The organism is Tardiphaga sp. 37S4, assembly GCF_021044645.1.
In the GTDB taxonomy this organism is placed as follows: Bacteria; Pseudomonadota; Alphaproteobacteria; order Rhizobiales; family Xanthobacteraceae; genus Tardiphaga; species Tardiphaga robiniae.
Genome location: NZ_CP088008.1, coordinates 2,029,678 through 2,048,956 on the forward strand (window position 1 = coordinate 2,029,678; position 19,279 = coordinate 2,048,956).

The 19,279-nt window shown below is 62.1% G+C and carries 19 protein-coding genes; 9 read left to right on the forward strand and 10 right to left on the reverse strand.

Annotated features, from left to right (window positions below; all coding sequences use genetic code 11):
* Positions 1-77: 77 nt before the first annotated feature.
* Positions 78-1,538 carry a DNA repair protein RadA gene (radA, locus tag LPB73_RS09905; RefSeq protein ID WP_175366157.1) on the reverse strand — a complete coding sequence of 487 codons (1,461 nt, stop codon included), beginning with the start codon at positions 1,536-1,538 and terminating at the stop codon, positions 78-80.
* A 129-nt stretch (positions 1,539-1,667) separates the two neighbouring features.
* Here radA and LPB73_RS09910 point away from each other — a divergent pair, with 129 nt between their 5' ends.
* The 3 genes from LPB73_RS09910 to LPB73_RS09920 all read left to right on the forward strand — a co-directional run bounded on the left by LPB73_RS09910 (position 1,668) and on the right by LPB73_RS09920 (position 2,907).
* On the forward strand, positions 1,668-1,991 hold the full coding sequence (locus LPB73_RS09910) for a hypothetical protein (RefSeq protein WP_231080459.1): 324 nt from the start codon (positions 1,668-1,670) through the stop codon (positions 1,989-1,991).
* Between the two features lie 19 nt (positions 1,992-2,010).
* Positions 2,011-2,277, forward strand: a complete 267-nt coding sequence (locus tag LPB73_RS09915; RefSeq protein WP_175366155.1) for a hypothetical protein — start codon at positions 2,011-2,013, stop codon at positions 2,275-2,277.
* A 276-nt stretch (positions 2,278-2,553) separates the two neighbouring features.
* Entirely contained in the window at positions 2,554-2,907 is a 354-nt protein-coding gene (locus tag LPB73_RS09920) for a hypothetical protein (RefSeq protein ID WP_089264635.1), read from the forward strand.
* Positions 2,908-2,997: 90 nt separating this feature from the next.
* On the opposite strand, the gene LPB73_RS09925 is transcribed toward LPB73_RS09920, so the two are convergent.
* Both LPB73_RS09925 and LPB73_RS09930 read right to left on the reverse strand, forming a co-directional pair.
* Complete coding sequence (locus tag LPB73_RS09925; protein ID WP_231080460.1) at positions 2,998-6,474, reverse strand: PAS-domain containing protein; 3,477 nt, start codon at positions 6,472-6,474, stop codon at positions 2,998-3,000.
* A 369-nt stretch (positions 6,475-6,843) separates the two neighbouring features.
* Positions 6,844-7,572, reverse strand: coding sequence for a sulfite exporter TauE/SafE family protein (locus tag LPB73_RS09930; protein WP_231080461.1), 729 nt, complete (start codon positions 7,570-7,572; stop codon positions 6,844-6,846).
* A gap of 77 nt (positions 7,573-7,649) precedes the next feature.
* Here LPB73_RS09930 and LPB73_RS09935 point away from each other — a divergent pair, with 77 nt between their 5' ends.
* Complete coding sequence (locus LPB73_RS09935; protein WP_231080462.1) at positions 7,650-8,036, forward strand: tautomerase family protein; 387 nt, start codon at positions 7,650-7,652, stop codon at positions 8,034-8,036.
* Here LPB73_RS09935 and alr read toward each other — a convergent pair.
* Both alr and LPB73_RS09945 read right to left on the reverse strand, forming a co-directional pair.
* Entirely contained in the window at positions 8,033-9,223 is a 1,191-nt protein-coding gene (alr, locus tag LPB73_RS09940; protein ID WP_231080463.1) for an alanine racemase, read from the reverse strand. The two genes, LPB73_RS09935 and alr, sit on opposite strands and share 4 nt — an antisense overlap.
* Positions 9,224-9,322: 99 nt before the next feature.
* The gene (locus LPB73_RS09945) at positions 9,323-10,822 is read right to left on the reverse strand and encodes a replicative DNA helicase (protein WP_068731048.1); all 1,500 of its coding nucleotides are present in this window, start codon (positions 10,820-10,822) and stop codon (positions 9,323-9,325) included.
* 357 nt (positions 10,823-11,179) lie between these two features.
* Here LPB73_RS09945 and LPB73_RS09950 point away from each other — a divergent pair, with 357 nt between their 5' ends.
* Positions 11,180-11,410, forward strand: a complete 231-nt coding sequence (locus LPB73_RS09950) for a hypothetical protein (RefSeq protein ID WP_175366150.1) — start codon at positions 11,180-11,182, stop codon at positions 11,408-11,410.
* Between the two features lie 6 nt (positions 11,411-11,416).
* On the opposite strand, the gene LPB73_RS09955 is transcribed toward LPB73_RS09950, so the two are convergent.
* Entirely contained in the window at positions 11,417-12,667 is a 1,251-nt protein-coding gene (locus LPB73_RS09955) for an SAM-dependent methyltransferase (RefSeq protein WP_175366149.1), read from the reverse strand.
* Positions 12,668-12,956: 289 nt separating this feature from the next.
* Here LPB73_RS09955 and LPB73_RS09960 point away from each other — a divergent pair, with 289 nt between their 5' ends.
* Entirely contained in the window at positions 12,957-14,036 is a 1,080-nt protein-coding gene (locus LPB73_RS09960; RefSeq protein WP_231080464.1) for a hypothetical protein, read from the forward strand.
* Between the two features lie 92 nt (positions 14,037-14,128).
* On the opposite strand, the gene rplI is transcribed toward LPB73_RS09960, so the two are convergent.
* From rplI to rpsF, 4 genes are all read right to left on the reverse strand, one after another.
* Positions 14,129-14,713 (reverse strand): 50S ribosomal protein L9, encoded by a 585-nt coding sequence (gene rplI, locus LPB73_RS09965; RefSeq protein WP_089263933.1) that lies wholly within the window; start codon positions 14,711-14,713, stop codon positions 14,129-14,131.
* A 44-nt stretch (positions 14,714-14,757) separates the two neighbouring features.
* On the reverse strand, positions 14,758-15,726 hold the full coding sequence (locus LPB73_RS09970) for a hypothetical protein (protein ID WP_231080465.1): 969 nt from the start codon (positions 15,724-15,726) through the stop codon (positions 14,758-14,760).
* A gap of 124 nt (positions 15,727-15,850) precedes the next feature.
* Positions 15,851-16,090 (reverse strand): 30S ribosomal protein S18, encoded by a 240-nt coding sequence (rpsR, locus tag LPB73_RS09975; RefSeq protein WP_002711478.1) that lies wholly within the window; start codon positions 16,088-16,090, stop codon positions 15,851-15,853.
* Positions 16,091-16,095: 5 nt separating this feature from the next.
* Positions 16,096-16,569, reverse strand: coding sequence for a 30S ribosomal protein S6 (rpsF, locus tag LPB73_RS09980; RefSeq protein WP_068731054.1), 474 nt, complete (start codon positions 16,567-16,569; stop codon positions 16,096-16,098).
* 369 nt (positions 16,570-16,938) lie between these two features.
* Between rpsF and fabD the strand changes: the two genes are divergently transcribed.
* The 3 genes from fabD (at position 16,939) to LPB73_RS09995 (ending at position 19,194) form a co-directional block, all read left to right on the forward strand.
* Positions 16,939-17,898 (forward strand): ACP S-malonyltransferase, encoded by a 960-nt coding sequence (gene fabD / locus LPB73_RS09985; protein WP_231080466.1) that lies wholly within the window; start codon positions 16,939-16,941, stop codon positions 17,896-17,898.
* Between the two features lie 21 nt (positions 17,899-17,919).
* Positions 17,920-18,657, forward strand: coding sequence for a 3-oxoacyl-[acyl-carrier-protein] reductase (fabG, locus tag LPB73_RS09990; protein ID WP_089263936.1), 738 nt, complete (start codon positions 17,920-17,922; stop codon positions 18,655-18,657).
* 297 nt (positions 18,658-18,954) lie between these two features.
* A complete protein-coding gene (locus tag LPB73_RS09995) occupies positions 18,955-19,194 on the forward strand; it encodes an acyl carrier protein (RefSeq protein ID WP_006020277.1) in 240 nt (79 codons plus the stop codon).
* Positions 19,195-19,279: the final 85 nt, after the last annotated feature.

Genomic DNA, 19,279 nt, shown 5'->3' on the forward strand with positions numbered 1-19,279 from the left:
CGGAGCGTGTTGCACATCTGCGCAGTCTGTCGCGCGCGCATTCTATAGCGGTCGCGGCAGCGCAGGTCACGTCGCTGTCAGCCGTCCTGGCGCTTGAATCGCGCCGGTACGGTATTTTTCTCGGCATCTGTGCTTTTGCTGTTGTCGCGCGTGGGTTTGACGCCGCGCGCAGCGATATCGGCGACCAGCGAGGTCAGGCCGCCGATGGTATTCAGCGACAGTCCGGCATCGCCGCCGGGATCGCCGCGCGCCGATTCCGGCAGCACTGCGCGGCCGAAGCCGAGTTTTGCCGCCTCTTTCAGCCGCGCCGAGGTCTGCGCCACCGGGCGCACCGCGCCGGACAGCGAGATTTCGCCGAAATAGACCGCGTCGGTGGGCAGCGGCGCATTGCACAGCGACGAGACCAGGGCCGCGGCCGCGGCCATGTCCGCGGCGGGCTCGTTAATGCGCAATCCGCCGGCGACATTGAAATAGACGTCGTAGCCCGACAGCTTGACCCCGCAATGGGCCTCCAGCACGGCCAGCACCATGGACAGCCGGGAGGAATCCCAGCCCACGACGGCGCGGCGCGGGGTGCCGAGCGTGGTCGGAGCAACCAGAGCCTGCAGTTCCACCAGCACCGGGCGGGTGCCCTCCATGCCGGCGAAGACGGCGGTGCCCGGCGAGCCGAGATCGCGATCGGACAGGAACAGCTCGGACGGGTTGGAGACCTCGCGCAGGCCAAGCCCGGTCATCTCGAACACGCCGATCTCGTCGGTGGGGCCGAAGCGGTTCTTCACCGCGCGCAGGATGCGGAACTGCTGCGAGCCTTCGCCCTCGAAGGACATCACGGCATCGACCATATGCTCGACCACACGGGGCCCGGCGATCTGGCCGTCCTTGGTGACATGGCCGACCAGGATGATGGTGGCGCCGGATTTCTTGGCGAAGCGAATGAGCGCTTGGGCCGAAGCACGGACCTGGGTGACAGTGCCCGGCGCGGATTCCACCGTGTCGGTCCACATGGTCTGGATCGAGTCGATCACGATCAGCCGCGGCACCGTGCCTTCGGACAGCGTGGCGACGATATCCTCGACCGAGGTCTCGGACGCGAGCTGCACCGAGGCGTCTGCAAGGCCCAACCGCGACGCGCGCAGCCGCACCTGTGCCACGGCTTCTTCGCCGGAGATGTAGACCACGCGGTGGCCGGCCCGCGCCATCAGGCTGGTAGCCTGGGTCAGCAGCGTCGATTTGCCGATGCCGGGATCGCCGCCGATCAAGAGTACCGAGCCGCGCACGAAACCGCCGCCGGTGACGCGGTCGAGTTCGCCCATGCCCGAAGGAATGCGCGGCGCGTCGTTGCTCTGGCCGGTCAGGCTTTCGAGATTGAAGGTGCGCCCCTTGCGCTTGGAGCGCGCGCTGACCGGAATCGTGGTGACGCCGGTGGTGTCCTCCTCAGCCAGCGAATTCCACTCGCCGCAGGCGTCGCACTTGCCCTGCCACTTGTTATAGGCGGCACCGCAATTCTGGCAGACGAAGGAGAGGAGGTTCTTGGCCATTGGCGGAGGGAATCGCGGCTGTGGGTGTTTTTGGTTTGTTCTCTTGGTCTACGCGGTTGAACGGGGCATTTGCAAGTTTCTTCTCGAAGGGTTCGCCAGCCTTGCCGGGTGGGACGCATCGACCGGCACATGGGCAAGGTCTATTTGGTTGCCAAAATTCCGACGCGCGAGAACTGGTCGGCAATGTTAGCCTGGATCGCCTTTGCCGCGGCGATGCCGGAGGTGCAGCCTCTGCAGTGGTCCTGTTCAACTTGGCGATTGCTTACGCTCGGTAGACGCGCCGCGAGCAAAATCCAGATGCAAGCAGTGGTGAGCAATCGAGGCTGCTCGACCAACCAGCTGAGCCGCAGTCCAGCGCTTCGCGAGTCCAATTTGTTCCGCGCAGGAGCTCGCGTGGAACTGCCATGCGACGAATCCTTCATTAACCTCCGCCCGATAGCCTCACCGCAGTGACGTCAGCGTGAGGTGTGCGGTGCGTATTTTGATGATCGTGCTGGGTGCGGCGACGCTGGCGACGCCGGTACTTGCCTCTGACTACCGCGATGCGCGCTATCGCGCCGGCACCGCGCGCTATCCCATCACGATGGATACCGGCATTCGCGCGCCGCCGCCGCTTTATTATGTGGAAGCGCCGCCGCGTTATGTGCGGGATCTGAGAACGGGCGAACCGGGCCAATGGGTGGTTCGCCAACCGAGTGTGTTCGAGCAACTCTTCGGGCTGCCCCGCGACGGTTATTAGGTTGGCTGCTGAGGCCGATTGATCTCACGTCGGGCTCTGCGGTGAATCCAGGCGCAGTGCAGCTGTGTCTGCCTTGGCATCCTCATATGTTGCCGTCATCAAATCTTAAGCACGTTCATCAAGGTAAATATCAGGACCGCGTTGACCGGTGGTGGTGCTTGGCTGAGTGTCGCCCATCAGAGCGATACGAACTCATTTCAAACAAGCTCGCCACGGGGTCTCATCATGAAGAAATTGATTGCTGCTGCGATGTTCGCCACTGTCGCCGGAATGGCGATGCCCGGTGTTGCCTCGGCAGGTTGCTATAACTGCTACACACCGCCGCCGTGCCAGACCTGCTATCAGCAGCAGGTGGTGCCGCCGCAGTATCGCACGGTCGAAGAGACGGTGATGGTCGCTCCCGGTCGCACCGTCGCGCGCCGCACGCCAGCGCAGTACGAGACGGTGATGGTGCCGAAGACCGTGATGGTCGCGCCTGCGCGCGTCGATTACGAGCGCATTCCGGCGCAATACGCCACGCAGCAGCGTGTCCAGATGGTCGCTCCGGCGCAGGTCTATTACGCACCGGTGCAGCAGGGCTGCTCGACCTGCAATCGCGGCTTCAGCTTCGGCTCAAGCTACGGTTACTAAGCCGCGGATAGCTCAGATTTTCAGGACTGCGATCGGCCACCTCAGGGTGGCCGATTTGCGTTTGGGGGAGGCCACCGGTGGCGGCGGCGGTCATCTCCCTGCGGTGATGACCTCTCCGCACAACTCGCCGTCAGCAGCACCATTTCCAAATGAAACTGCGGCATCGAGGTCGAATTCGGAGAGCGGGACGGGCCGACCGAACAGAAAGCCCTGGACGAGGTCCACGCCTGCAGCCTGCAGATATTCAAATTGCTCTTCGGTCTCGACACCCTCCGCCGTCGTTGCGATGCCAAGACCATGGGCCAGCGCAAGCACCGAGGACACTACCGCTGCGCAATCGCGGCGATTGGGAGCGCCTTGTGCGAAGGATTTGTCGATCTTGATCCTGTCGAACGGGAAATTGGTCAAATAACTCGCCGTTGAATAACCAGTGCCAAAATCATCGAGCGCTATGGAGATGCCGAGATTCTTCAGCTGCCGTATCGTCCCCAGATGCGCCGTCGCGTTCTCAAGAAGAGCCGTCTCCGTAATTTCCAACTCCAGCCGTTCAGGCGAAAGACCCGTCTCCATCAGAGTATCCAGCATGACGTCGAGCAGCTTTCCCTTACTGACTTGAACCGCAGAGATGTTGACCATGATCTTGAGGTGAGCCGGCCACGACGCTGCATCCGTGCAAGCCTGGTGCAGGATCCACTCGCCAAGAGGAAGGATCAGCCCCGTCGCTTCCGCGAGCGGAATAAATTGATCGGGAGCGACGAGCCCTTTCGACGGATGCCGCCAGCGGACCAGCGCCTCGGCGCCGCGGATCTGCCGTGTCTTGGCGTCAACCACCGGCTGATAGTGCACTTCGAATTCATTTCGCGCGATCGCGTCCCGCAGTTCGTTTGCCAATATCTTCTGCGAGTGGGCAGCCTCAATCATTTCGGACTGGAACAGGCGGAAATCGTTTCGCCCGCCCGTCTTGGCGTCGTAGAGCGCGAGATCTGCTTTTCTCAACAGGTCCTCGGGATCGACGCCCTGTTCCGGAGCGAGGGCAATTCCAATGCTGATCCCGATGCTGGCCTGGTGGCCGTTGAGATCAAATGGCTGAGCAATGGCATCGATGATCCTGAGGGCAAGCACGATTGCACCCTCCTGCGGATTGGGGCCGCCGTCCTGGATGATCGCAAACTCGTCACCGCCAAGGCGGGCCACCACATCGGTTTCGCGAGTCGACGATTTCAGTCGTTGTGCGAACTCAACAAGCAAACGATCCCCAGCGGGATGTCCCAGCGTGTCGTTAACGGTCTTGAATCTATCGAGGTCGAGCATGACCACGGCAAAGCCATCGTCATGGCGGCTAAGACGCTGGCTCGCCTCCTCAAGTTTCTCGGTAAACAGTGTTCGGTTGGCAAGTCCCGTGAGCGCATCGTGACGCGCCAGGTGAACGATCTCGGCCTCTGCGCGCCGCCGTTCGGTGATGTCTTCGTGCGTTGCAACCCAACCGCCGTCCTTCATCGGCTGTCGGGTGACGAGCATCAATCGCCCATCCGCAAATTCATCGACCCTGGCCGAGCTTGAATCGGTCGAGTGCTGGCCCAATTCAGCTATCTTTTTCCTGATGGCTGGTTCGCTCGTCCCGCCCTTGAGAATGCCACGGGAGACGCGATCGGCGATGATAGCCTCATGAGGCGTCCCGACTTTCAACAAAGCCGCAGGCAACTGGTATAGTTCCGCATAACGATCATTCCAGACAACGAGCCGTTTCGCTCCGTCGAACATGCAGAGACCCTGCGACATGTTGCTCAGCGCAATGTCGAAGCGTTCGTTGGTCTGCTCCAGCTCCACGGCTTTCGTGGCCAGCAACTGCTCCCTGTGTTTTTGCGCCGTGACATCTTCATGAGTCGCCAGCCACCCTTCGGTCGGCATCAGATGGCGCGTCATCGAAATGAGGCGCCCGTCGACAAGCTCCTGGACCTCTTTCTCCAGTTTCAGTTTGGCGTCGACAAGGACATCCGCAGCCATTTCGCAATTTGTTCTCTTCGCCCGGCGATATTCAATGATTTGCCGCAGCGTAGTCCCTGGCTTCACCTGTTCCTCGTTGAGGTGATAGATTTCCGCATAGCGCGCATTTGAAAGAATGATCCTCTGCTCACCATCAAACAGCGAAAGACCCTGCGACATGTTGTTCATCGCGGCGTCGAAGCGCATGTTGATCCGCTCGAGTTCAGCAGCTTTATCAGTCAACAAGCGCTGTGCGCGTTTCTGCTCGGTGATGTCTTCATGGGTTGCGACCCATCCGCCATCCGCAATCGACCTGCGTTGAATTAAAATCACGCGACCGTCGGCAGTCATAAAAATCTGTCTTTGCTTCGTCGGAATCTCCTGAACATCCCCCTCGATGGACAAATCGTGCTTTCCGCGATCTTTGAGGGCCTGCAGCATGAGAGACAAAGGTGTTCCGGGCCTGACGAGTTCTTCCGGGAAACCGTACATCTCGCGGAAGCGGCCATTCGAAACCACCAGATTCTTGTTCGCGTCAAACAGGCAGAGCCCTAGCGACATGTTGCTCAAGGCAGCATCGAACTGCATGTTCGTTCGTTCCAGAATCCTAGTTTTCACGGCAAGACTATTCGTCTGGCGCAAAATCCTAAACGTGCCGAATAAGATGACGGCAACGATCATGGCGACGAGCGGGCCCACCATGTAAAGGTGCTGGCGCCATGGTCCCAGCACCTCACTGCGGGCGTATGTGATGACCAAGACCAGCGGCAGTCCGGGCACAGCCTTGTACCCCGCGAGGCGCGCGATGCCGTCGATAACGCCTATCGTCTCGTAGGTGCCCGCTTCCGATTTTGGCAGATATTCGGAGACGAGCGGGCTATCCGCGAAAGATTTTCCGATGGCTCCTTTTCTCGCGGGCTCTCGCGCAAGAACCCGCCCCGTGCCCGCGCGATGCAGCAACAGCACGGATCCGCCCTTGCCGACATCGATCGCGCGATAGACCTGCGTGAAATGTGTCGGGTCGAGCGGCGCAGTTACGACCCCTGCAAAGCTGCCGTCGGCGTTGCTTAACCGGCGCGACGCCGCCGTCAACCATTTGTCGGTGACAGCCGACGGATAGGGGGGCGCAATAAACAGCCGGCCATCGGCCTGATCGCGTTGAGCGGTGAAGTGCAACATGTCGGAGATATTGCTTCGCGGCGGCGTGCGATCGTAGGAATGCGCCAGAAGGTTACCGGCTGCATCTGTCCAGCCGACGGCAACGACGATCGATGAGGCCTTCTTGAGAAGACGCAAGGCGGTATTTGCGGCTTCGGGCGTTGCATACTTTCCCGAAAGGTTATCTTCGCGAATTCTCTCGGCTTCGAGCAGTGTTCGATCGATCCCCTCAAAGGTCAGCGCCGTGTGTTCGGCGAGAATCTCGGCGATGTTCAGTGCTGCCTTTCTTGCCTCAGAAAGCGCCGCATGATGGCGCGCCTGCAGATCCACCAAAAACACAACGATGATCGACGTCGCAAAGAAGACGCCGAGCACCACCAATGAAAATCCTGGCAGCCGGGCCAGTCTTCCATAGAACGCGCGCATGAAGCGTCCAGTAGTCGTTACAAATGAAACAAATGAAATTCCGGATTTCAGCGTGGATGACGAACCTTAATAATAGGTTGGAAATATTGGCTTTACTGTACGCGGCGAGGCAAAGGATTATGTTGCACTGCGCACGTTGGATATGCGGATTTGCGAGATACTAATACCTGTTGCTGGTTGATCGCATCTATGAAAATCAGTCGCATGTACTTCTAAGTAATAGATACAACTTTAAACAGCGCCAGCTTCCAACGGCCTGCCGTTTGGAAATCTCCTGTTGGCGCGTTTCGGACCCGAGGTGATGTCCTGGTTGAGCCTGCAATTCGCGGGGATAGCGGACATACTTACCGCGGCTTGTGAGTCCACTCCCTAGATCAGCGCCATGCCTGACAGCACCATGCTTGCGCCAGCCAGAAGCATGATCCCGTCCATGACCAGGCGGAACGTCTCGACGCTCAGCTTCAGTACGTAGCGCTTGGCGATGAACGCGCCGGCCATCAGCGAGGCGCCGGCGATCAGGCCTTTCACAAGCACGTCGAGATCGAGCGCGCCAAACCGCTGGAAAGTGACAGACTTGCTGAGATACAGGCCGAGCGAACTCGCGGCTTCGGTGGCGAGGAAGGCGCCCTTGGCGAGGCCGTAAAACAGAAACAGCGGCACGCTGAGTGGGCCGCTGGAGACGACGATGCCGGTCAGATAGCCAATGATCGCGCCGCCAAGTGCGAGTTGCCACAGGCTGATGGTGAAGGAGCGCCGCGCCAGCCAGTGGCGCAGCGGCACCATGGCAATGAAGAACAGTCCGATGGTGAGATCGACCACATGCGACGGCAGCACCAGCAGCGTACGTGCGCCCAGGGCTGCAGCTGGAATGCCGGTGAGCGAATAGGCGGCGGTGGCGCGCCAGTCGACCTCGCGCCACCAGGCGAGGATGCGCGACAGGTTGGCCATCACGGCGGCGACCGTCATGATCGGCACGGCTTCCTTCGGCCCGAATTGCCAGACCAGCACCGGCATCAGCATGATCGACGAGCCGGTGCCGACTATCCCGGAAATGGTGCCGGCGATAAGGCCGACCGTGCAGACGAAGATGAAGTTCAAGGCGCGACTCTCCAAGCGCGGGACGTTACAAGAGCGCTCCAGTCGTGTGGGTGCAACCGATCCGATGGGAGACGACGATGCCAGTCACAAGAATAGTCACCGGAGAATGGGCGCGGGGCCGTGAGATCGAGGTCATCGAGGCCGTGCAGTCGGCGATGCTGGCGGCGCTCAAAATTCCCGACTGGGACCGCGACGTGACGGTGGGCACCTATAGCGAAACGCAGCGCATCGTGCCGACCGGGCGCTCGCAGCATTTTACGCGGGTCGAGATCACGATGTTTGCCGGCCGCTCCATCGAGACCAAGCGAAGCCTCTATAAGACGATCGTGCAGAACCTTGGGGCGCTCGGCGTTCCGGAACTCGAGATCAAGATCGTCCTGAACGAACAGCCTTTGGAGAACTGGGGCGTGCGCGGCGGCCTGCCGGCCTCCGAGATCGAACTCAGCTTCAAGGTCGACGTCTAGGACGCAGCAGCGGGCTCCGCAGCGGCGGTGCCGTCGCCGCCCTTGTAGACCCGCATGTAGCGTCGGCCGAGGCTGGTCAGCACCTCATAGGCGATGGTGCCGTAGTGATGCGCGAGTTCGTCGACGGTGATGCCGTCGCCGATCAGCGTCGCCAGATGGCCGCGGCGGGCGGCGTTGTGGGGCAGGTCGGTGATATCCACCGCGAGCAGATCCATGGAGATGCGGCCGGCGATCTGGCAGCGCTGGCCGGCGATGATGACTTCGGCGCCGCGGGTACCATCGCTGCTGCCGGCCGCGCGGAAATAGCCATCGGCGTAGCCGGCCGCGATGATCGCAAGTCTGGTCGGACGCCGCGCCACCCAGGTGGCACCGTAGCCGACGCTGTCGCCGCGCTCGACACTGCGGGTCTGCAGGATGCGCACCTTGAGATCGACCACAGGTGCCATCGGGTTGTCGGCTTCCGGCGTCGGATTGACGCCGTAGAGCGCTGCGCCCGGACGTATCAGATCGAACTGATAGGCCGCGCCGAGATAGATGCCTGACGAATTCGCGAGGGATGCAGGCACGCCGGAGAACAGCGAGGACGCCTCGCGGAAACTGGAATATTGCCGGGCGTTCATCGGATTATGCAGTTGTTCGGCGCAGGCGAGATGGCTCATCACCAGCGTGAAGCCGTGATCGCCCGAGCCGAGGCGCGGGATCAGGCCCTGGACGTCAACCAGGCCGAGGCCGAGCCGGTTCATGCCGGTGTCGATATGCACCGCCGCGCCGCCCTTCCAGCCGGTGCGGCGGCAGAACATGTCCCATTCGGCGAGTTCGTTGAGATCGCCGATCACGGGCTGCACATTGATGGCGGCCAACGCATCGCCGGAATTCGGCGGAAAACCGTTCAGTAGATAGATTGCGGCTTCGGGCGCGGCCGCGCGGGCGGCGCGAGCTTCGTCGAAGGTCGCGACAAAGAAGGTCTTGCAGCCCGCCTTCGCCAGCGCGCGCACCACGGGGGTGATGCCGCAGCCATAGGCGTCTGCTTTCACCGCCGCGCCGCATTCGGCGGGCACGCCATGCTTTTCGAGCTTGCGCCAATTGGCGATGATGGCGTCGAGATCGATGGTCAGGATGCCGCTGGCGTCTGCGGGCAACTCCGTTTCAGTGGGAGTTGTCGGTTTCGGGTCGGAGACGCTGGTCATCGAAATATCCTGGCGCAGGGATCGCGCGATTGGATCACGCGGTCGATCTTCTGCGCCGCACAATATGCGCGCGTCAGAGACGGTTCAACCGCACGCACGTCACTCCTGCGGGGCGCGGAACTGGGCGCCACCGGCGAGATCGCTGAAGCGGGTGAACTGGCCTTCGAACTGCAGGTCGACGGTGCCTGTGGGGCCGTGACGCTGCTTGGCGATGATGACTTCGGCCTTGCCATGCGCAAGATCCATCTCGAGCTGCCATTTCTCGTGTTCGGGAGTGCCAAGTCGCGGCTCCTTGGCCTGCAGATAGTATTCCTCGCGATACACGAAGACCACCACGTCGGCGTCCTGCTCGATCGATCCGGATTCACGCAAGTCGGACAGCTGCGGATGCTTGTCTTCACGATTTTCGACCTGACGCGAGAGCTGCGACAGCGCCACTACCGGGCAGTTCAATTCCTTCGCCAGCGCCTTGAGGCTGGTGGTGATCTCGGTGACTTCCTGCACGCGGTTGTCGGAGCGCTTGCCGGAGCCCTGCAGCAGCTGGATGTAGTCCACCATGATGACGTCGAGGCCCTTTTGCCGCTTCAGGCGGCGGGCGCGGGCGGTGAGCTGCGAGATCGACAGGCCGCCGGTTTCGTCGACGTAAAGCGGCAGGTTCTGCAGCTTGATGGTGTAGTCGCGGATCTTGTCGAATTCGGCTTGGGTGATGCCGCCGCGGCGGATCGCGCTGGAGGAAATCTCGGTCTGCTCTGCGAGAATACGCGTGGCGAGCTGTTCGGCCGACATTTCGCACGAGAAGAAGCCGACGACGCCGCCATTGATGGTCTTCATGCTGCCGTCGGGCTGCACTTCGGACTGATAGGCGGCGGCGATGTTGTAGGCGATGTTGGTGGCCAGCGAGGTCTTGCCCATGCCGGGACGTCCGGCGAGCACGATCAAGTCGGAGCGCTGCAAGCCGCCCATGCGGGCGTCGAGGTCGCGCAACCCGCTGGAGATGCCCGACAGTTTGCCGTCGCGCTGATAGGCGTTGGCGGCCATGTCCAGCGCGGTGGTCATCGCCTGGGAGAAGCGCTGGAAGCCGCCGTCATAGCGGCCGGCTTCGGCCAGCTCATAGAGTCGGCGCTCGGCATCCTCGATCTGGGCGCGGGGAGCGAAGTCTACCGGCGCGTCATAGGCGACGTTGACCATGTCCTCGCCGACATTGATCAGCTGGCGGCGGATTGCCAGTTCGTAGATCGTGCGGCCATAATCCTGCGCATTGATGATGGTGGTGGCTTCGGCGGCGAGGCGGGCGAGATATTGGCCCACGGTCATGCCGCCGAGATCCGTGTCGGTCGGCAGGAAGGTCTTCAGCGTCACGGGTGTGGCGATCTTGCCGGCGCGCACGATGGCAGCGGCCGTTTCGAAGATCGTCTGGTGGATCGGCTCGAAGAAATGCTCGGCCTTGAGGAAGTCCGAGACCCGGTAGAAGGCGTCGTTATTGACCAGGATCGCGCCCAGCACGCCCTGTTCCGCCTCGATATTGTGCGGCGCCGACCGATAGGCCGGGGTGCCCGCCTCGGGGGTGAGCTTGAGAACGTTCGAATCGAATGCGGCCATGGTCTCTATTGGGTCTTCCGAATTGGGCGGATGAACGGCGTGGTCACGCGGGCGTCGGCGACTAAGCGCCTGACGGTCTCCGAGTGGAAGGACGAAGCGGCCTTATGCACGATTCACACATCAAGGCGGGGGAATTCCGGCCGGTCGCGCGCATTGCGCTTGACGCTTCCACCGCAGCAAGGGGAGGGGTCTGAATCATTGCTTAAGGAACCCGGAAAAATTGCGCCCCGCGCCTGAACCGAATGGCGATCTCTCGCACTTATAAGAGAGCCAGCCGCTGGCAGGCACGGCAGTGCCGGAACCCCGCGGGGAGCCGGGCGTTGGCTTAAAAACGAATAAGAGGCGAAGGATAGATCCATGGGCCAGCGTCACCAGCATCCCGATGCCGGAACTCAGGCTACCGGAACCGATGGTTCTGCGTGGTTGTCCACGCTGATCGACACGTTCGAGCGCACCGCGCAGCTTGAAAATGTCCCATGCGATACGAAAGCGCTCTCCGCCGCCAAAGCGCGCCTCCAGCGCCCCGCCATTTTGCGGCCACGGCCTGTCTTGCGCCGCCGGCAGGCGACGCTCCTATTCCAGCACTAAACCAGCCTATTCGCCGGCAATTTGCAGACGCGGTTGCTGGGTCCGTTCCCTGGCTCGAAGCCGATCTTCCTCCCGCCCGATATAATCCCGCGTGAACGGCACCACGTCCTGACGTTTGGTGAGCTGGATCTGGAAGTTCATCACGTTCTGCATGCGAAACGACATTTCGGACGCCGCCAGATAGAACTCCCACATCCGCGCAAAGCGCTCGTCATAGAGCCGCACGGCTTCCTCGCGTCGTGCCATGAAGCGCTCGCGCCATGCCTTGAGCGTCTCGGCATAATGCAGCCGCAGGATTTCGATGTCCGAGACCAGTAACCCGGCCCGTTCGATCGCCGGGAGAACTTCCGACAAAGCGGGGATGTAGCCGCCGGGGAAAATGTACTTGGCGACCCATGGATTGGTGATACCGGGTCCCTCAGGGCGGCCGATGGAGTGCAGCACCATGACGCCGTCCTCTGTCAGGAGTTCAGCGCATCGCTTGAAGTAGGTGTCGTAATGGTCGACGCCGACATGTTCGAACATGCCGACGGAGACGATGCGGTGGAATGGACCGGGGATGTCGCGATAGTCCTCGAGCAGGAATTTTGCGCGGTATTTGAGGTTTTTCTCGCCGGCCCGGGCATTGGCGACCTGCAGCTGTTCGGTGGACAGCGTAACGCCGGTGACATTGGCACCGGTCATCTCTGCCAGATAGAGCCCAAGCCCTCCCCAGCCGGAGCCGATGTCGAGTACGCGTTGGCCTTTTTCGATGAGCATCTTGGCCGCGAGGTGGCGCTTCTTGGCGAGCTGGGCGTCGTCCAGGGTCGCGTCCGGTCCTTCGAAATAGGCGCAGCTATATTGCTTGTCGGCATCCAGAAATAATGAGTAGAGCCGGGCGTCCAGATCGTAGTGATGGGCAACGTTGTTGCGGGAGCGCTTGCGGGGATTGAACTGCTGGGCGTGGCGCAGGACGTAGCGGAGCCACCATTGCAGCTTGGCCCAGCGGGGCGCCATGTCGGGCTGGTTCAGGGCGATGGCGAGCAGGTCGGCAATGGTGCCACGCTCCATAACGAGGAGCCCGTCCATGAATATCTCGCCGAGTGCCAGTTCGGGATCGAGAAGTAGTCGGCGTTGGGCGGCTTTGGTGACGAAGCGGGCAGAGACGGGAGGCCCGGAGCCATCACCGAAGGTAAACTGTTGGCCGGAGGCCGTGGTGAAGGTTATTGCCCCTCGGCGAATGTACTGACTCAGGAAGAATCGCAACAGACGGTCCATCGAAATCACCCCAATGATCCGATCACGCGCAAACTGAAGCAACAGCGTAACTTCCCGCCGTGCACGAGATCAACTGTCTCCCTAGCTCTTGTGTAGAAGATAGTAGCGGTGCACCGCCTGTGCCAATGCGCACGCTGCAATGCCGCTATCCCGATTGTTCCGATCACATCGTTGCGATATGTCGATGCTTCCATTCACGTCACAATCGGATACAAGGTGATCCGCGTGATTAAGCTAGCCACATCAGGAGATTGAAATGTTGAGCCGAGCGCTCAGTTTAGCGACGGTGATGCTCCTGATTAGCTTCGCGGCAGTCCCGGCACAGGCCCAAAACCTCGAAGCCGGAAAGTCACCCTCCCAGATTTTCGCGGGCGGCTGTGCCGTCTGCCATAAAAGTCCGCGCGGGCTGCTGAAGACGGTGGCACCCGGTCAGTTGCCGGCCTTCCTGCGCCAGCACTACACCACAAGTACAGATATGGCGGCGTCCATGGCCGCTTATGTCGTGTCCAACGGGGCGGCCGATCGCCGTCCTGCCGGGGATAACCTGACGCGTCAGGGCCGTGAACTCACGACCGAGCAGAAGCCGGCCCCGGCCGATGCCAAGCCCGGTGCTGCGCCGCCGTCCGAGGCTCCGCCGCCGGGACGCCGGCTACGTCCGCAGGAGGCCGCCAAGCCCGATGCCGATGTTGCACCAGCTCAGGCCGAGCCCGGCACGCGCCAGGGCCGCAATGCCCGGCGACAGGCGCGCCCGGCGACAGACAATCCCGAAGCGAAGCCCGATACGGCCAAGCCCGTAGACGCACAGTCGCCGGCTGCCGCCGAAGCAGAGCGTCCCGCGCAGAAGCAAAAGCTCGACAAGAAGGGGCGCCGTCATCAGGAAGAGCCGCCGAAGGCCGAACCTGTGAAGGACGAGCCCAAGATCGAACCCAAGACTGAGCCGAAGGCTGAACCCAAGTCTGAGCCACGGCCGGAGCCGGCCAAGACCGAGCCTGCGAAGCCCGCTGAAGAGAGCAAGCCTGAGGCGAAGCCCGAAGCCAAGCCTGAGACGCCGGCACTTCGTCCAGATCCCGTTCCGTCGGTCACGCCGGCTCCGAAGGCGCCTGAAGGGGAAAGCCGTCCGGCGCCTGCCGAGCCGGCGCCTCCTGCGCCGGCAGCCCCTGCGTCTCCGCCTGCAGCAACGCCGGCCCCGGCACCTGTGGCTCCAACGCCTCCGCCAGCCGCAGCTCCGCCAGCGCCCGCGCCGACTCCTGTGGCCCCAGCCGCGCCTTCGCCGGCACCGGCCGCGCCGCCACCACCGCCTCCGGCGTCGGCTGCACCACCGGCGCCTCCGGCCTCGTCAGGCTCGCCGGTGCCGCCGATCTCGCAGTAGTAGATCAGCCGTCGTTTGAGTGAGGATACAAAAAAGCCCGGCCAATCTGGCCGGGCTTTTCTCGTTTGAGCAGAAGCTCCGAGGTGCGTGGCTTAGCCGTTGTCTTCTTCGGCATTGCCCTGTGCGTCCGGATCGAAGAACTCGCCGGCGGCGGCGAGTGCTTCGGCGGCTGCGTCCTGATCTTCCTGACGGCTCGAAATGTCTTCGCCGCGGTTGATGCGCTCGGCTTCGTCGGCCGAACGGGCAACGGTGACGCTGACGCTGACTTCGACTTCCGGATGCACGGCGATCGAGATCTTGTGCTGGCCGATGGTCTTGATCGGCGCGTCGAGCAGCACCTGGCTGCGGGCGAAGGTGACGCCATCAGCCTCGAAGGTGGCGATGATGTCGCGCACCGACACCGAACCGAACAGCTGACCGGTTTCCGACGCCTGACGGATGATGACGACGTTGCGGCCGTCGATCTTCTCGGCAACTGTGGTGGCTTCCGCCTTGGCCTTGATGTTGTTGGCTTCGAGGTCAGCCTTCATGCCGTCGTACTTGGCGCGGTTGTCGGCGGTGGCGCGCAGCGCCTTGCCACGCTTCAGCAGAAAGTTGCGGCCGTAGCCGTCCTTGACGCGGACGACTTCGCCCATCTGGCCGAGTTTGGCGACGCGTTCGAGCAAAATGACTTCCATGATCGTTCTCCTTTAAGTGTTGAGCAGGTGTTGAGTTGAGTTGGTCAGGCCACCGTCGAAGAAGGTGGCTTGCGTGCGAGAAAACGTTGGCGAAATCCGAAGAAGGCATCGGCGAGGCCGAGGCCAACCATGGTGAGGATGGGCCAGCCGAGGACGAGCACCATGGCGTAGGTCAGACCGAGCACCATCACGCGGCTTTTCATGCCCATGGTCAGCGTATGCAGCGCGGCGAAGCCGGTGAGGGCATAGGCCATCATCAGCGCCGACGTGACGATCTGTGAAAAGATGCCGACGATTCCGCCCATGAAGGACAGCGCGACGGCCAGACACAGCGCGACCATCGTCATCGGCGGCAGTGCTGCGGATTTCAGCTCGGGCCACGGCCGATTCAGCCGGCCCGATGTCACGATGATGCGGCCGGCGAGCCAGAGATTGAGCGTCAGCGTCATGATCGCGACGATGGCGGCGGCAGCCGGCGCGATCGCCACCAGGGCATTGATGACCTGTTCGGAGTCGCCAGCGCCGCCGCGCGATCCCAGGATGCGGGTCAGAGCGCGGCGCAGCGCCGAGACGATAGTGTCGCCATCGGTACCGAGCGTCAGCAGCGCGCCCATGGTCGTGAATGCGGCGAAACCCGCTGTCCACAGCAGCATACGGCCCACCGGATACCATTCGACCACGGGGGGGGTCGCGGCCGCGCCATTCACGCCCGGCACTTCTGCAGTCACTGGACGGCCGAGCAATGCGAGATGGCCAAGCCACCAGGCGGGCAGTGCCACGGTGAAGACGAAGGCGGCAAGATAGGGCATGCCGAACAGCAGGCCGAGCGAGGTGCCGGCTGCGATGCCGCCGATGGCAGCAGTCACCGGACCCCAGCCGAGAGCGGCCACCATCAAGGGTAGCGGCGCGAGATAGAACAGCAAAAGGGAAATCAACGCGCCCGAAATGATCGAGGCGAACATCAGCGCTGAGGCAGCGCCGGCGGCAAACGCGATGAGAAGACTTGCGATCATCAGCTGTCCCGCCCCCTTTGAGCGGTTAGAGGCACTTGCCCCAACCATCGGCGACCGGACGACCCGGAAGCCTTATGAGAAATAGAAGCGACCGGCGGCGCGAGGCCGCCGGCCGAAAACCGCCTTAGCGGATAACGTAGGGCAGCAGGCCGAGGAAACGCGAGCGCTTGATGGCGCGGGCGAGTTCACGCTGCTTCTTGGCGGAGACGGCCGTGATGCGGCTCGGCACGATCTTGCCGCGCTCGGAAACGTAACGCATCAGCAGCTTGGAATCCTTGTAGTCGATCTTCGGCGCGTTCGGACCCGTGAACGGGCAGGTCTTGCGACGGCGGAAAAACGGACGACGTGCACCAGCTTCAGCCATTATTCTTACTCCTCAACCGATGCTGCTTCGTCGTCGCGCGGACGACGCGGACCACGATCACCACGGAAGCCACCGCCTTCACGGTCGCCACGGAAACCGCCGCCTTCGCGGTCGCCACGGAAGCCACCGCCACGGTCGTCGCGTTCACGATCACGATCAGCCTTACGCATCATGGCGCTCGGGCCTTCCTCGTGCTCTTCGACGCGGACGGTCAGATAACGGATGACGTCTTCGCTGATACGCTCCTGGCGCTCAATCTCGGTGACCGCCGCGGACGGGGCATCGAGGTTCATCAGCACGAAGTGCGCCTTGCGATTCTTGTTCATGCGATAGGTCAGGGAGCGCACGCCCCAGTTTTCCATCTTCACGACCTTGCCGCCGAGACCTTCGACGATGCCGGTCATCTGGGTGGTGAGGTCTTCGACCTGCTGTGCGCTCGCATCCTGACGTGCGAGAAATACATGCTCATAAAGAGGCATGGCTGTCCTTTCCAAGGTTAGCGCGTTTCCCGGCGGCAAGCCCTTCGAACCCTTATGGAAAGGACTCGATATTGCTCAGAAGGCGGGAGCACGGGACGACGGACCAACTGGCCCTATCGCAACAAACCTGTGTGTGATTTTGCTGTGACCGTCCGTTCAGCTCCCGGCCGGGATCTGCGGATCGGGGCCTTATACGGATTTTCCCAGTAATGGCAAGCGAAACGGGGGCCAAATGAGCGGATTCCGGGAGCGGGCGGGAACCCGGATCGTAGTGCATCCTGGGCGCTGCGGCTTGACATTCCCCGTCGTGCCAGTGTCTTACGGCGCACGTTTGAACGAGTTTAAGCCAAAAAACATGACGGGGCGTCAATGACCGCAGCATTTACCTTTCCGGGGCAGGGGTCCCAGGCGGTCGGCATGGGCAAGGCGCTTGCGGATGCATTTCCCGCCGCCAGGGCCGTGTTCGACGAGGTCGATTCGGCTCTCAGCGAGAAGCTGACCGGCATTATCTGGGACGGCCCGGCCGAAACCCTCCAATTGACCGAAAACGCCCAGCCCGCGCTGATGGCGGTGTCGCTGGCGACCATGCGGGTGCTTGAGGCCGAAGCCGGCATCTCGCTGGCCAGGGACGCTGCTTTTGTGGCCGGCCACTCGCTCGGCGAATATTCGGCGCTGGCAGCGGCCGGAAGCCTCTCAGTCACGGATGCGGCCCGCCTGCTGCGGACCCGCGGTTTGGCCATGCAGAAGGCCGTGCCGGTGGGCGTCGGCGCCATGGCGGCGTTGCTCGGCCTCGATTACGAGACCGCCGTGTCCGTGGCTGAAGAAGCTGCGCAGGGCGAAGTCTGCCACGCCGCCAACGACAATGGCGGCGGTCAGGTGGTGGTGTCCGGCAACAAGGCTGCGGTCGAACGCGCACTGGAGATAGCCAAGACCAAGGGCGCCAAGCGTGCGATGTTGCTGCCGGTGTCGGCGCCGTTCCATTGCAGCCTGATGCAGCCCGCCGCCGACGTGATGGCGGACGCGCTGGCCAAGGTCACGATCAACAAGCCGGTGGTGCCGCTGGTGTCCAACGTGCTGGCCGCGCCGATCTCGGATCCGGATGAAATCCGCCGCCGCCTGGTCGAGCAGGTCACCGGCACCGTGCGCTGGCGCGAATGCGTATCCTATATGGCAGGCCAGGGCGTGACGCGCTTCCTTGAGGTCGGCTCCGGCAAGGTGCTGAGCGGGCTCGTCAAACGCATTGCCGAAGGCGCCGTCGGCGTCGCCGTCGGTGGACCCAATGACATTGCCGCCGCCAAGGATGCGCTCGCAGCAGCGCGTTCGGCGTAAGCGGCCAGAGGAGAAGACAAGATGTTCGATTTGACAGGCAAGACGGCGCTCGTGACCGGCGCGACTGGTGGCATCGGCGAAGCCATCGCCACGGCTTTGCATGCGCAGGGCGCGACGGTGGCACTGTCCGGAACGCGCAAGGCGGTTCTCGAAACGCTGGCTGCGAAGCTCGGCGATCGCACGCATGTGCTGCCGTGCAATCTTTCCAACGCCGCTGAGGTCGAAGAGTTGGTGCCGTCAGCCGAGAAAGCCATGGGCCAGCTCGACATCCTCGTCAGCAATGCCGGGATCACCCGCGATAATCTGTTCGTCCAGTTGAAGGACGAAGACTGGGATGACGTGATCAACGTCAATCTGACCGCGACCTTCCGCCTCGCACGCGCCGCGACCAAGTTGATGATGCGCAAGCGCTTCGGCCGCATCATTGCCATCACCTCGGTGGTCGGCGTCACCGGAAATCCCGGGCAGGGGAATTACACCGCGGCGAAAGCCGGTCTGATCGGCATGATGAAGACACTGGGTGCGGAATACGCCAAGCGCAACGTGACGGCCAATTGCATTGCACCCGGTTTCATCGCAACGCCGATGACCGATGTGCTCAATGACAAGCAGCGCGAAACGATTCTGACCAAGGTGCCGGCAGGGCGTCTCGGCTCGCCGGAAGATATTGCGGCAGCAGCGGTCTATCTGAGCTCAAATGAGGCGGCCTACGTCACCGGACAGACGATTCATGTCAATGGCGGCATGGCGATGATCTAAGCGTCGGGGGAACCCCAACGTCGTGATTTAATTGAGGTTTGGACAGTCAGCGGGCTATGTGGCCAAGCCAAATGAAGTATGGTAACCGAACCTCCAACGGTGGGGCAAAGAAGGCCATTGCAGGAATTTGAAACCCTGTATATTGGCGGGGACGAGCCTGCCGTTTTCGCGAGGCTCCGTCCGGGACGACGGGGTCAATCCAGAGACGCGCAACTGCGCAAGGTTTAACGAGTTAAACGCTCCACGATGGCTCGTATCGTCTGCGGACGGGCCCAATGTAACAAGCACGAGGTTGATATGAGCGAGATTGGCGAGCGAGTGAAGAAGATCGTGGTTGAACACCTTGGTGTTGAACCCGAGAAGGTGGTCGATGCCGCGAGCTTCATCGATGATCTCGGCGCTGACAGCCTCGACACGGTCGAGCTCGTGATGGCGTTCGAAGAAGAGTTCGGCTGCGAAATTCCGGACGATGCCGCCGAGACGATTCTGACCGTCGGCGACGCAACCAAGTTTCTCGAGAAGAACGCAAAGAGCTGACACCTTCGCGCGACACATTTTGAAGCCGGCCGGATCGCGTTTGTGCGATCCACCGGCTTCTTGCTGTGACGCGTAGGCATTGCTC